Annotated in this window: 11 protein-coding genes and 2 pseudogenes; 4 read left to right on the top strand and 9 right to left on the bottom strand. The window is 65.9% G+C overall.

What is annotated here, in order from left to right; all coding sequences use genetic code 11:
• Positions 1-631: 631 nt before the first annotated feature.
• The 9 genes from ABZ624_RS40080 to ABZ624_RS40040 all read right to left on the bottom strand — a co-directional run bounded on the left by ABZ624_RS40080 (position 632) and on the right by ABZ624_RS40040 (position 10,926).
• Positions 632-1,165, bottom strand: a complete 534-nt coding sequence (locus ABZ624_RS40080) for a transposase (RefSeq protein WP_360100049.1) — start codon at positions 1,163-1,165, stop codon at positions 632-634.
• 70 nt (positions 1,166-1,235) lie between these two features.
• Positions 1,236-1,454 (bottom strand): transposase domain-containing protein, encoded by a 219-nt coding sequence (locus ABZ624_RS40075; RefSeq protein WP_360100052.1) that lies wholly within the window; start codon positions 1,452-1,454, stop codon positions 1,236-1,238.
• 374 nt (positions 1,455-1,828) lie between these two features.
• On the bottom strand, positions 1,829-3,856 hold the full coding sequence (locus tag ABZ624_RS40070; RefSeq protein WP_360100045.1) for an alpha-hydroxy-acid oxidizing protein: 2,028 nt from the start codon (positions 3,854-3,856) through the stop codon (positions 1,829-1,831).
• Between the two features lie 138 nt (positions 3,857-3,994).
• Complete coding sequence (locus ABZ624_RS40065; RefSeq protein WP_360100042.1) at positions 3,995-5,134, bottom strand: cytochrome P450; 1,140 nt, start codon at positions 5,132-5,134, stop codon at positions 3,995-3,997.
• Between the two features lie 50 nt (positions 5,135-5,184).
• On the bottom strand, positions 5,185-6,348 hold the full coding sequence (locus tag ABZ624_RS40060; protein ID WP_360100039.1) for a pyridoxal phosphate-dependent aminotransferase: 1,164 nt from the start codon (positions 6,346-6,348) through the stop codon (positions 5,185-5,187).
• A gap of 112 nt (positions 6,349-6,460) precedes the next feature.
• A complete protein-coding gene (locus ABZ624_RS40055; RefSeq protein ID WP_360100036.1) occupies positions 6,461-8,083 on the bottom strand; it encodes an acyl-CoA dehydrogenase family protein in 1,623 nt (540 codons plus the stop codon).
• A 45-nt stretch (positions 8,084-8,128) separates the two neighbouring features.
• Positions 8,129-9,358, bottom strand: a complete 1,230-nt coding sequence (locus ABZ624_RS40050) for a beta-ketoacyl-[acyl-carrier-protein] synthase family protein (protein ID WP_360100033.1) — start codon at positions 9,356-9,358, stop codon at positions 8,129-8,131.
• On the bottom strand, positions 9,355-9,600 hold the full coding sequence (locus ABZ624_RS40045; RefSeq protein ID WP_360100031.1) for an acyl carrier protein: 246 nt from the start codon (positions 9,598-9,600) through the stop codon (positions 9,355-9,357). The genes ABZ624_RS40050 and ABZ624_RS40045 overlap by 4 nt, the downstream gene beginning before the upstream one ends.
• Before the next feature lie 240 nt (positions 9,601-9,840).
• A complete protein-coding gene (locus ABZ624_RS40040) occupies positions 9,841-10,926 on the bottom strand; it encodes a beta-ketoacyl-ACP synthase III (RefSeq protein ID WP_360100029.1) in 1,086 nt (361 codons plus the stop codon).
• Positions 10,927-11,504: 578 nt separating this feature from the next.
• Between ABZ624_RS40040 and ABZ624_RS40035 the strand changes: the two genes are divergently transcribed.
• The 4 genes and pseudogenes from ABZ624_RS40035 (at position 11,505) to ABZ624_RS40020 (ending at position 13,410) form a co-directional block, all read left to right on the top strand.
• A complete protein-coding gene (locus ABZ624_RS40035; protein ID WP_360100027.1) occupies positions 11,505-12,674 on the top strand; it encodes a cytochrome P450 in 1,170 nt (389 codons plus the stop codon).
• A 22-nt stretch (positions 12,675-12,696) separates the two neighbouring features.
• Positions 12,697-12,867 (top strand): annotated as a pseudogene (locus ABZ624_RS40030) (hypothetical protein); the annotation flags it as partial.
• Positions 12,860-13,051, top strand: a pseudogene (locus tag ABZ624_RS40025) (2-oxoacid:ferredoxin oxidoreductase subunit beta); the annotation flags it as partial. The pseudogenes ABZ624_RS40030 and ABZ624_RS40025, both read left to right, overlap by 8 nt.
• Before the next feature lie 200 nt (positions 13,052-13,251).
• Positions 13,252-13,410, top strand: coding sequence for a hypothetical protein (locus tag ABZ624_RS40020; RefSeq protein ID WP_360100025.1), 159 nt, complete (start codon positions 13,252-13,254; stop codon positions 13,408-13,410).
• The last annotated feature ends 179 nt before the right edge of the window (positions 13,411-13,589 follow it).

Below are 13,589 nucleotides of genomic sequence, written 5' to 3'. Positions count from 1 at the left end.
GCAAGCTCCGCTGCTCGACCACTCGCATCACGAGCTTCGTCCAGGCAGTACTCACCCTGCTCCTGCCCAGCTCAAAGTGAGGTTGGAAAAGGCTCAATGCCGTTGCTTGATCACTGAACTATGCCCGTATGCAGCCTGATGGTCTTGGCGGCTCCCGGCGCACGGGGCGCGCGGCAGGTCCTTCGGCCGGTAGGAGTACAGCGAGTTGGGCCGCTTGAGGAACCGATCGGCTTCTCGCAGTCGACGGGTCCCGTTGTCGAGTTTCCGGCGGACCTTCGCTGCCAGTGAGACCAGGAACCCTCGGATCCTTTCCGGGGTCTCGGCGTGCTGGCGGAACACACTGCGGCGGGTGTGCTTGAGGACTTTGACGAACGAGATGCGGTCCGGGTCGTGCCGTGGCCGTCGGCGAGCCGCATGATGATCTGGGTGAGGCAATGGCGGACGATCAGATGCGTCCACACTTCCTGGCGCACGAGTTGAGGGTCGGCCGACCGCAGCACTTTCTGCCGGCCGCGCTGGAAGGTCTTGATCTGCCGGTAGGAGGACTCCGTCTCCCACCTTTCGTGGTAGAGAGCCGCCAACTCCTGTGCCGGGTGAGTGTCCGTGTCGAAGAGATCGGTCAGGAGCCGGATCACTCGCCCCCGTCGATGCGGTACTCGATCACGCGGACCAGCACACCGCCCGGGTGGGTCCCTTTCTGCCCGCTGAGGTTCATCCGGGCCAGGTAGGTGCCGTCGGGCAGGTGCCGGACCGGGCGGCGGGCGACACACGAGCGGGCCCGCAGCAAGAGGTGGGCGCCGGCGCCGGTGTATGCCTTCCACAGCTCCACGCCGGGAAATCCGCGGTCCATGATGACGAGCATCCCGGCGGCCGAGGTGGCCATCGCCATGGCCGGATCGCGTTCGCCGCTGTTGTAGCCGTCCACCCGTGCGTCGATGCAGGCATGCGTGCCAGTCTCGGTCAACGTCACCACCCGCGCCTGCGGAAAACCGCCCGGCCTACCGCTGGAGTCCTTCGGCCCGCCGAAGGCGCGCCGGTTGGCGTCGTTGTCCGGCACGTCCAGCAGGAACCCGTCGACCGCCGCCAGGCGCATGCCCCGCCAGAAGGACCCGCCCAGCCCCGCCGGGACCAGGGGGCCGGCCAGGCGGTGGAAGAGCCGTTCCAAAATCCCGGGCCCAGCCGCTCCCGGCCCCGCGTGAACGAAGCCTTGTGCGGGATGCACCCGATCAACTCCCCTATGCCGCCCACCACATGCTCGGCACATCGCCGTAAGAGTCCTGGTGGAAGAGCGCGAGCGCCAGCGTGAAGTAGACCATGAACCCGGCAGGCAACGCGCCCGGTCGACGATCCCGCTTGCGACACTGCGACAGAACCTCGTCAACCAGCTCCGGCGTCACCCACTGCGTGACCGCCCCCAGCCGTACTCGCTCAGATATCCCAGCCCATGGATGCACGCCGGGCACAACGGCCAAGCAGCCGACCCGTCACCCCAAACTGCATAAAGCCTCAAACAACGGCATTGGGGGGAAGCTGCAGGTGAGGGGGCCAGTGGTGACATGGCGAAGCCGCGTTGTTGGTGTGGTGATTCCACTCTCACGGCGACGACGGCGCTGTCCAGGCGAAGACCGCCACAGCGCCTGGGCCGGGGGCGGCGTGACTGCCGAGATGGTCGCGCTTTGCAGGGTGGAGCCGTGGCGACCGTGCTGTGGGCTTCGACCAGGACCTGGCGGCCGAGGACACGGGGCCTGCTCATCCAGTTCCGCCCTCACCGGAACGTGTCCTCGGCCCCAACTGACCCTATGCGGGGGGCCGTCCCTATGAGACCGAGCTACGACCTCACTGGCGCCGAGTTGTTGCTCTTCGGCTGGGGTGCCGTGAGACGGGCGGCCGGGGCAAGCATGTCCTCTGTGAGGTCCCGTACACTGACGCAGCCGCTCAATGCCAGCGCCAGATCCAGCTCGGCGAGCAGACAGCGCAGCACGTGCCGCACACCGTTCCGCCCGTCCAGCGCAAGGCCGTACTGATACGGTCGGCCCAGCAGCACGGCGTCCGCGCCGAGGGCCAGGGCCTTGACCACGTCAGTGCCTGTGCGCACGCCGGAGTCCATCAGGACCGGTACAGCGGTTCCGACAGCCGCGCGAACCGCCAGCAGACAGTCCAGGGCGGCCGCGGTGCCGTCGAGCTGACGCCCGCCGTGGTTGGAGACAATCACGCCGTCCATGCCATGGGCGAGGGCCAGTCGTGCGTCGTCCGGATGCAGGATGCCTTTGAGCAGGATGGGCAGGCTGGTCAGCTCGCGCAGCCACGCAAGCCCGTCCCAGGTGAGGGAAGGGTTGGTGGAGATGGCCGCCCAGTGCGCGATCACCGCGCTTTCGTCGGCGTCCGGGGGCAGCCCCGCCTGGAATGCGGGGTCGGTGGTGAAGTTGGCGAGCCCCAGGCCGTGCAAGAACGGCAGGTAGCCGTGGTCGAGGTCCGCCGGGCGGTAGCCGAAGGCGGGGCTGTCGACGGTGAGGACCAGGGCGTCATATGCGCTCGCCTCAGCCCGGCGGACCAGAGACTCGGCCACCGTCGGGTCCGACGGCCAGTACAGCTGAAACCACCGCGGCTGCTCACCTGCGGCTGCCGCGACCTCCTCCATACTGTGAGAGGAAAAGGACGAAAGGACGAAGGACACGCCCGCGTCAGAAGCGCCGCGCACGGCCGCGATTTCACCCTCGGGGTGAACGACGGTCTGCGCGGCGACCGGCGCCAGCAGCACAGGGGCAGCCAGGCGATGGCCGAAGAGGGGCACTGACAAGTCGCGGCGGGTGATGCCGCGCAGCATCCGTGGCACTATCCGCCACCGGTCGAAGGCCTCGCGGTTGGCGCGCCTGGTGGCACCAGTTCCTGCGTCGCCCGCCACATAGCCGTAGGCAGAGGGCGGTAGCACTTCGCGGGCCGCGGATTGAAGGGTGGTAAGGTCCGTTGACGGTCGAAAGCCGCGGCCGTCCGGCCCAGCGAGGTAGAGCTCAGGCACCAGGAGGGCCGGCGGATCGATGGGCTTGGTGGCCAGGCGGTCATGGACGTAGCGGCCCAGCAGCTTCGCGATCTCGCCTGTGCATTCGGTCAGTGCGAAGTGCCCGCCGGAGTGGATCTCCACGGCGTGCTGTCCAGTGGTATGCATGGCCCAGTCCCGCATCTGCTCCAAGGTGTTCTTCGGGTCCTCGGCAGCAAGCAGCACAGTGATGGGGGCCTTGACCGTGGTATCCACCGCGCAGCGGTAGCCACGCAGCACACGATGGTCGGCGCGCAGCAGACGCAGCACCTCAGCGCGGGATTCGGGTTTCCGCAGCAGTACGTCGGGCACGCCACCGAGCCTCCGCACACCGACGACCAGGTCGTCATCACTCAGGGCGTCGACGTCGGGCTCCTCCCAGTCCTGGGCCGGAGGCCGGGCGGCGGAAACGAACAGCCCTGCAACGGTGCTGTGTTCTTCCAGCAGCAGGGTCGCTTCGAAGGCCGCGATGGCGCCCATACTGTGGCCGAGGAGAAACAACGGGCGGTCGGTATACGAAGCCAGGGCATCGGCCGCTCCCCGGGCCAAGGCGGTGATGTCCGCAGCGCAGGGTTCGGCGCGGCGGTCCTGCCGACCGGGGTATTGCACCGCGAGTAGTTCGATGTCGTCGGGAAGCGCTGCGGACAACTTGCTGAACGAGGTTGCGGCTCCGCCGGCGTGAGGGAAGCACACCAGCCAGGCGGCGGGGTGTTCTCGGCGGTGGTAACTCCGCAGCCAACTGGGCGCCTTGGTCTGCAGCGTGGATGGGCCGCTGATGCCCGGTCGCGCGGAAGCGGTGTGTGCGATAGTACGTTCAGTCATGTCCTGGGTGTCCCGTCCTGGATGGTGCTCGATGGTGGTGGACAGCTGGTTGAGCAGTCAGTGGGCCGGCGGCTCCGTCGAGGCCGATGCCCGCTGGGCGTGTGGAGCGGCGACGCTCCGTACGACAGCCTGGAGTGGCTACCAGTCGACGAGGAGTCGGGACAGTCCGCGGGTCGCCAGGCCCTCCTTCCACACCACTGGCGTGTCGACAGCGGCGAGCCGGAGCGTCGGGAAGCGCCGCAGTAGACGTTCGAGGACGACGCGGACCTGCAGTCTGGCCAGCGGTGCGCCCAGGCAGCGATGCACACCGTGGCCGAACGTCAGGTGTGCGGCATCGTGGCCAGCGAAGCTGAGAGTCTCTGGCTCGGTGAACACCTTGGCGTCGCGGTTGCCGTGCAGCGGCGCGACCATGACGGCCTCGCCCGCCTGGACAGTGACGCTACCCAGCCGCACCGGCTGCATCGCGACGCGCGGGAACGTCAGGGGGGTTGCCGGGTTGAGTCGCAGCAGCTCCTCCACGACGGGGGCGATCCGTTCAGGACACGCGACGAGTTCCTCGTACACTTCGTGGTCGGTGAGCAGCGACAGGACCGACAAGCCGAGCTGCCCGACGGTGGTTTCATAGCCGGCCATCAGGAGGGTGAGCCCCAGGGTAAGCAGTTCGTTTGTCGTGAGCTCGCCCCTGTCGTGCACCTCGATCAAATCGGTGAGCAGGTCGCTCTGCGGCTGCCGTCGCTTGCGCTCTATCAGGCCCTTCATGTAGTTGGCGAGTGCGAGGCGTCGACGAGCTTTCTCCTGGGTGGTGCCTGGGGCGATGTCGAAGAGGACTTCTATCCAGTCACGGAAGCGAATGCTGTCCTCGGGCGGGATACCGAGCACCGAGCACAGCAAGACCAGCGGCAGCGGCGCGGCGAGGTGTGCGACGAGATCGACGCCGGGCCCGTGCGCGGCGACGGTGTCGAGGTGCCGGTCGGTGAGTTCCTCCACGAGCGGACTCATCGCGGCGATCCGACCGCTGGAGAAGGCGCCGCTGACCATGCGCCGCAACCGGGCGTGCTGGCTGCCGTCCATGCTCATCATGGAGTCCGGTGCGGGCTCTGCGTCATTGAACTTCGGGGTGTCAAGGCGGGCTGCGCACTCCCGGCTGAACCGCTTGTCGGTCAGCACCGCGCGCCCCAGGGCGTAGTCGCGCACGAGCCACATCGTGTCTCCGACAGGTGTGACGAAGCGGACCACGTCCTCGCTGCCGTCTTTCAGGAAGGCCGGCAGCGGCCCCAACTGGTCGGCTCTGCAATGCCTCATCCGGTTACTCCCTTGCTCGTCGGCCGTCAGCCGCCCAGAATCCGGTGCTCGACCTCGCGCAGGACGTCGGTCTGCCGGTTGAACGCGATACGCACGTACTGTTCGCCGCGGGCAGGGTCGGCGAAGAAGGGGGCTCCGGGTGCAAGCAGCACCCCAGCTTCGTCGAGGAGCTCGAGGACGAACTGCTTGCCACCGTGCTGCCCGCCGGTGAGGGAGCTGACGTCCGCGAACAGGTAGCACCCTCCTTCCGCCGGTGCGAACTTCATGCCCAAGCGCGAGAAGATCGTCTGGGCCATGTCCCGGCACCGGCCCATCTGCTCGGTGGCAATGCGCAGGTCCATGGAGAGCGCGGCCATCCCTACGGCCACCTGCAGTGGAGTGGCGGCACCGTTCGTGGTCAGTTCGTGCACCCGTCGCAGTGCCTCGGTGCGGACTGCGTCGGCGCGCAGGAATCCGAGGCGCCATCCGCTGATCGCATGGCTCTTGGAAAGCGAGCCGACGACAATGCTGCGCTCGGCGAGTCCTGGCACCTCGCTGACCGAAAGCGAGGGCCGCCCGTCGAAGACGTAAGTGCCGTACACCTCATCGCAGATGACAGTAGCGTCGCAGCGCTCGCACAGTGCGGCGATCTCGTCGAGTTCGGTGTGGTCGAGGACGCGTCCGGTTGGATTGGCGGGTGAATTCAGCAGTACGGCCCGGGTGCGCGGGCTGAAGGCGGCTGCCAGGTCGGCGGGGTCGTAGCGCCAGGTGGGCGGGTGGAGGGGCACGAAGCGTGGCACCGCTCCGGCGAGGGCGACCGCCGCCCTGAACTGCTCATATCCGGGGTCGAGCAGGATGACTTCATCGCCGGGGTCAACGGTGGCGAGCAGGGCGACGCACAATGCCTCGGTGGCGCCAACGGTGATGGTCAGTTCGGTGTGCGGATCAGCGCCTGGAGTGAGTGTCTCGGCGATCCGCTCCCGAAGCAGCAGGTCGCCAGACGGGTGGTCATACTGATTGCGCCCGGCCTGCATCGCATCGGCGGCGGCCTTGAGAAGGTCGGCGGACGGTTCAGGGTAGCCCGGTGTACCGACTGCCAGGTCGATGGCGTGACGTCGCCGAGCGAGCAGAAGGAGTTCGCCCAGGCTGCTGCCCTGCAGTACTGCGGCCCTCGACGAGACGGGTGACCGCTGGGCTGTGGAATACGCCATGCTCTCTGCTCCTCTTCTTGCGTAGGGGATCGCCCGTTCGCCCCTCGCCTGACGGGAAACGGTGGTCTTGGTGGTCCACAACAAAGCGTCAGAAGCGGCGGCCGCAGATCGCTCAGGTGGGCTTGGCACCCGCCCGAGTCGGCTGCAGAAGCGGGTCCAGACCGTAGTGCGCTCCGGGCAGCTGCTGCACGACATCGCCGATGTGCTGTGCGTACCGGTCCACCGCTTGCTCCAGCAGATCGTCCGAGACGGTCGTCAGGTCGTCTCCGGCGCGTACGCCTTCCAGGGCACGCTGCAGCTGAATCTCGACGACCTGCTGTGCGTGCGCATGGTGCGGCGCATGTCTCCGTACGGCACCGGCGGCGAGGGTCCACATGAGGGCCGTTGCGACTCCGGCGTGCGGCGCGTCCGGCAAGCCGCCTGCGGCCGGCCGGTCCCAGAGGGCGGCCTCGAATCGCGTAGCAAGGTCCGTACCGCTGTATGTGCTGAGCATGGTGCGGACCTGGCTGGTCTGCCGCAGGCTCCGTCGGCCCAGAAAGTCGCACAAGGCCTCGCTGGGTCCTTCGAAAATCCGGTAGACGCGAAGGTCTCGGTATATGCGGGAGGCCAAGTTCGCCTCGTCATAGCCGCGTCCGCCCAGCAGCTGCATCAGACGGTCGGCCGCTTCAACCGCCCATTCGCTGCCAAGGACCTTGGCCGTGATGACAGTTTCGATATCGACCGCCTGCCCAGCGTCCAGCCGATCAGCCAGGTCAGACACGATCGCTTCGAGGATGTCGGTGCGGGCTACGGTGTCACCCAGCCACCCGCGGATCACGGCCCGGTCCTTGAGCGTGACTCCGGAGGTTGTACGCCGTCGGGCGAAACGGAAGGCCAGTTGGACGATCCGCTTCAGCGCGCCCAGTGCGAAGGCCGCGAGGGCAAGGCGTGAGGCACACATCGAGTCCATGGCCGCCAGGCGGCCGTCACCGTCAGCCAGGACGTGGCTGTCGGGCACGGCTACGTTGGCGAAGTGCATCCGGCTTTGCACCATGCCCCGTTGGCCGAACGACAGGTGCTCCTCCCCGAGACAGACACCATGGCTGGCAGTGGGCACGGCCAGTGCTACCAGTGAGGAGGGGGAGGTGTACTGCGCCTCCAGCCGGGCGATCACGGTGGAGATGCCCGCCCATGCTCCGTTGCCGATCCAGTGCTTGTCTCCGCTCAGCAGCCATCCGCCAGAGGGCACCGGGCGGGCTGTCGTGGACAGCTGCGAGAAGTCGCTCCCCGCGCCGGGTTCGGTCTGGGCGTAGGCAGCCAAGGTACGGCCGGTGGCCAGCAACGGCAGCCACTCCTGCTTGATCTCCTTGGTGGCCCAGACGGATAGCGCGCGGGTGCCGGGAAAGAGTGAGGTGGTCATCCACGTGCCCAAGGCGGTGTCGATGGCCATCAACTGCTCGAACACCCGGAACATGTCGCGGAAGAGCAGGGCAGTCCCGCTGTACTCCTCCTCGATGAGCGGACCGAACAGCCCGGCGCTCCCGAAGTCCTGGACGATGTAAGGAGGGATACACCGCCGCTCATCGATGAGCAGTGAGTTGATACGACGCGGCGCGTAGTCGCGCAACCAAGCGATCTGGTCGGCGGCACGGCGAGAGCTGACTTCTGGGTCCGCCGTGCCGGTTCTACGAGCCAGTCCCCAGATCCTGGGCGAAGCCGCGGGGCTTACTGAGTCCCGCTCAACCGTTTTGGTCATCCTTCCTCCTTGTCGTTCCCGGCCGTAGGAGGCCGAGGTTGCCTGTTAGGCAGGGGCGAGAGCCAGCACGGCGTTCTGGCCGCCGAACCCGCTCGAATTGCTCAGCGCGAGTTGGATGCGCTGGGGCCGAGCCAAACCCACGACGACATCCGCATCGATCCGCGGATCGAGGCGCTCCAGATTGGCCGTCGGCGGCACCGTCTGCTCGTTGATAGCGCGCACGGTCAAGGCCGCCTCGATCGCACCGGCCGCACCCATGGTGTGCCCGAGGGCACCTTTGGTCGAGGTGACCGTCGCCCGGCGGCCGAACAGCCGGGCGAGCAACCCTGCCTCCACCAGGTCGCCTTTGGGAGTGCTGGTGGCGTGGGCGTTGACGTGATCGACATCTGCTGCCGTGGCGTCAGCCTGAGCGAGTGCGGCCCTTGTCGCATACTCGAGTCCACTGCCTTGGGGGTGCGGGGCGGTGATGTGGTGGGCGTCGGCCGAGGCGCCGTAACCAACCACCTGGGCCAGCGCCGTCGCCTTACGCGCGGCGGCTTGTGCCCTCCGCTCCAGCACGAGGACCGCTGCGCCTTCGCTCAGAACGAAGCCGTCACGCGCAGCGTCGAACGGACGAGCGGCGAGGGCGGGTGTCTGGCAGCGCGACGACAAGGCGCCCATCCGAGCGAACGAGGCGGTGATGATCCGGTTCACGGGGGCATCGCTGCCGCCGGCCAGCACAACGTCGCACACGCCCGTGCGCAGCAGCTGCGTGCCCAGCCCGATCGCAGTGGTTCCGGAAGCACAGGCCGTACAGGCGGCGAAACTGGGACCGTTGGCTTGCCAGTGCAAGGAGAGCTGTCCGGCCAGCATGTTGGGCGCGACCATGGGGACGGTGGTCGCCGATACCGCCTCGCCCTGTACCAGACGGGTGACCTGGTTTTCGAGCGTGGTAATGCCGCCGAAGGCGGTGCCGATGATCACTCCGACCCGTGTTCCATCCCACTCGTTCGGTTCCAGGCCGGCCATGCGCAGCGCCTCCGCACCAGCCACGAAGGCCAGCTGGCTGTAGCGGTCGGTGCGACGAGCCAGGTTCGCACCCAGTCGAGTCACTGGATCAAAGTCGGGGACCTGACAGGCAAAGTCCACGGTGAGCCCGGCGAGATCCGGGGTGGTCCGGGCCGTCGGCTGCCCGGCCAACACTCCCTTCCAGGTGGCGTCGACACCGATGCCAGCGGGGCTGACCACGCCGATTCCGGTCACCACTACTTCCTGGTCCGAGCCGGATCTGGTCACTTCGCACTACCTTGGCGCAGTACCGCCACGGCCTCGTCCACGGTCATGGCAGGGTGCAAGGCGTCGTCTTCGAGCTGCAGGCTCAGGTCGGTGGCAAGAAAATCGATCAGCTCCACCACGGCGAGGGAGTCCAGCCCGAGATCCGTGAGCGTGACTGCGTCGGTGATGTTGGCCGGGTCGACCTGGAATTTGCTGGTGAGCGTCTGCTCCAGACTCTCGCGCAGTGATGCTGCGGTGGTCATGAGAACCTCCTGAGGATACGGCCACGAAAGGCCCTGATCGATTCAGATGAGTGAATGTGCGGGAGAAGCACGCTTCTTCCCTGCCCGCGGCTCACGCCCGGGTCGGCTGCCGCCCGACCGCCAGGCGGTGGGGACAGCGGCAACCGTTCTTCCCGCAAGATGGAATAAACGGACGCGGCCCCAAGTAGCTCAGGTCCGTCCGGCTGTTCTAGCGAACCCCGGAGGGGTCACTGCAAGCGGTCAACGTGGTGCGGGATCCGTCGGGACAGCATCGGCCTGGCGGTCAACTCTGGAGCTACGGAAAGCGGGCGGGGACTCGGGCGGCAGACACTTGGGTACTACGTCCGGCCAGGTCACTGCGGCTGATCCCCAAGTGAGCCCGCCACCGAACGCGGTGAGCACAGTGCGCGAACCCGGACGGATGCGGCCGCTTGCCGCTGCGTCGGCAAGCGCCAACGGAATGGATGCCGCAGCAGTGTTGCCGACTTCGGCGATGTTCCCGAACCGGTAGCGGGCATCAATCCCCAGGCGGTCGGCGACCGAGTTCAAGATGCGCTGATTGGCCTGGTGGCCGATGAAGGCCTGCACCGTCGAGGGTGACCACCCTACGCGGTCCAGCACCGAGCGGGTGGACGACGTCATCCGGACCACCGCCTGCCTGTATACCTCGGGCCCCTCCATGCGGAAGTAGCGCTGCTCACGCGGTACTTCCTGCGCGTGGCCGGGGATGCGTGATCCGCCGGCAGCCACCGTGATCAGACCACTGCCTGCCCCGGCGCTGCCCAGTTCCACGGCACGAATGGCCCCTGGCTCTTCACGGTGACCACGGCGCAACAACATCGCGCCTGCTCCATCACCAAAAATCACCGCAGTGTTCCGGTCCTGCGGATCAATGATCGACGTATACACCTCCGCGCCGATCACCAGCGGCTGGTGACAAGCACCGGCTCTTACCAGGGCCTCAGCCAGGCCCAAGGCATAGACAAACCCCGAACACACCGCCGCCACGTCCACCGCCGGCACCTCGTCTAAACCAAGCCGGTGCGCTACCTCAGGCGCTGTCGCCGGGCATGGACGATCGGGAGTTGTGGTTGCCAACAAGACGAAGTCGGCGATCTGTCCGCCGGAGACCAGAGCTGCCTGCCCTGCGGAGACCGCAAGGTCGCTGGTACTTGTACCTGGCGCAACCATTCGTCTGCGGTGGATGCCTGTGCGAGTACGGATCCACTCATCGCTGGTATCTAACGAAGCCGCCAGATCCTCGTTCGTGACAATCCGCTCGGGCAAGCACGTCCCCAGACCGCATATCACAGCACACTCAGACATACAGGGCACGTCCCATCCTTTTCGGCATAGCGAAATCGGGAAGCAAACACATATTTCCGACAGAACGGCTCGCTGCCGCAAGAGAAGACCATTGCATCACGTTGCCGCAAGCGGCAACAGCACCTCGGACCGGGGCACACGGAAAATGCCGTGCAACATTGTGAATTATGGCACGAGGGGCCCATGGCTGGTCGGAGGGCTGCTGCCTTCAGGATTTCACAAATTCGCAAGCTTGCACTGCGTTAACGGTCTCCGCCCTCCTAGGAGCCTGTTGCTTTCGAGACGGACGTGATGCAGTGAGTGGGCCCAGTCAGTCGGTAACTGACCCACCGCTGCGAAACGCCATCGCTCGCCCTCGTCGTGGCGATTTCATATGCGCGGACGGCATCGACCTTGCCAGAAGCAAGGAATCCGAAGCTTCTAGGATGAGAGCGGAAATTAGTTCTCTGCCCATGCCGCGATCCTCGCACGTAGACCAAGAGTACTGTCGCGGATTTGCTGCAAGAGGCAGTCGCGAGATGGGCGCGTACAACTGATAGGACTCACTTCCTACAGTCGCCGCGAGTTAAGGAGTCCTCATGTCCGATGTCGACCTCTTCGACCTGCTTGCTCAGCCTGAGAACCTCAACGATCCCTATCCCTTCTACACTTGGCTGCGTACTAAGCATCCCGTCTACGTAAATCCAGACGGCACCGCCTACATCTCCTGCTATGAGCATGCAGCGCTCCTGAAAGATCCAAATATCCGTGATGCAGCAGAAGACGACGCCAACTCCTACGCGCTGCATACCATCAACCAGACCCTCATCAAATCAGTGCCTCCTCGTCATACTGAGCTGCGGCGCGTAGGAGCATGGGCCTTTGATCGAAGCCTTCTGGCGCGAGCCAACGTCCAGGTAAGAAAGGAAGCCGAACGCCTGGCCGACCAGCTCGCCGCATCCCTAGCCAAAGACGGAATCGCCGACCTGCACACCCAGTACTCGCTGCCTTTCACTCAGCGTGCTGCGGCCACCGTCTTTGGCATACCCGATAAGGACTTCAAGATACTCGCCACGTTACCGGCCCGTATATTCCAGGCTCTCTACCCGAAGAAAACCCCGGACGCCATAGCCGACGCCGACGATGCCTCCCGCACCCTATTCGCCTACATGGAAGACGCCGTTCGGCAACGGTACTTCGTACCCGGTTCCGGCTTCGCTCGCCTGGTCGAAGCATCCGACGGCATACCGGCGGTTGATGTGGCGCTCCTGTGCTGGCTGCTGTGGGCGGCTTCCTACACTTCGGCTCTGGCCGCCCTCGACTTGGCCACCCTCACGCTGATTGAACACCCACAGACCGCACCTCTCCTGCGTGACAACACCAGCGCGTGGATCGAGGAAGCACTGCGCTACCGCAGCCCTCATGTCATCAATTCCATCAACCTCACAACCCGGCACGACATGACCATCGGTCCCGTCACCCTGCCACCCCATACACCGATCCGGTTCCTGATTGCTGCCATGAACCGCGACGAATCCGTATTCCCGCATCCCGACGTGTTCGACCCCCATCGAACCGGCGCACCGCACATCGCCTTCGGGAAGGGGATCCATACATGCATAGGTGCACAACTGGCCCGGATGGAACTCATCACCTCCCTTACCGTCATCTCAACTCGCTTGCCCGGCCTCACCTTGGCGGGAAAGCCCACATGGCGTCCTCACACCACACAACGCCTCTGCAGCAGCTTGCCCGTGGCTTCCTACTGAAACTGGGTCCGTATTCGGAAGGGTGCTCCAGCAGTACGACAAGGTGGTGGTCCCGGAGACGAACCTCGGGCAGCTCGCCACCCTGATCCGGGCGAAGTACCTGGTCGACGCCCACTCCTACAACCAGGTCAACGGCATGCCGTTCAAGGCGGAACAGCTCGCCACGGCTCTGAAGGAGGCCATCGATGACTGACGCCGGCAACGGACTGCTGCAGCTGGTCCCCAAGGCCGAGGCCAAGCAGTCGATGAAGGACTTCAAGTCGGACCAGGAGGTGCGCTGGTGCCCGGGCTGCGGTGACTACGCGATCCTCGCCGCCGTGCAGGGCTTCATGCCGGAACTGGGGCTGGCCAGAGAGAACATCGTCTTCGTCTCCGGTTGATCTTGCTTCGGTTTGGTGGACACCTTCCCGCTTGGGGACACTGGTCCCCGCCAAGAAAGAGTTCATCGTGCCAAGGACGCGTCCGGCCTATCCGCCGGAGTTCCGTCGCCAGATAGTCGAGCTGGTCAAAGCCGGTCGTACGCCGCAGGAGCTGGCTAAGGAGTTCGAGCCCGTCCGCCCAGACCATTCGAGGCTGGGTGAGCCAGGACCGCGCGGACAGCGGGCAGGGGCCCGGGCTGGCCAGCGACGAGAAGGAGGAACTCGCCCGGCTGCGCCGTGAGGCCAAGCAGCTGCGCGAGGAGAAGGAGATCCTCCGCAAGGCCACGGTTTTCTTCGTCCGGGAGACCAGCCGGTGATCTGCTATCGGCTGACCGACGAGAACAGGGCACACTATGACGTCTCCCTCATGGCCCGGCTGCTGGGTGTGTCACGGCAGGGCTACTAGTACTGCAACGGTGCTTGCTGTGACTGGTGGCCAGGTCGGTCGTTGGTGTGGTTGTGGGTGGGGACCTTGCTGATGTCAGGTTGTGGGCGG

It is taken from the genome of Streptomyces sp. NPDC007205 (genome assembly GCF_040634095.1).
In the GTDB taxonomy this organism is placed as follows: Bacteria; Actinomycetota; Actinomycetes; order Streptomycetales; family Streptomycetaceae; genus Streptomyces.
Note: the sequence above shows the minus strand (reverse complement) of the source record. Positions and strands in the feature narration are given on the sequence as shown.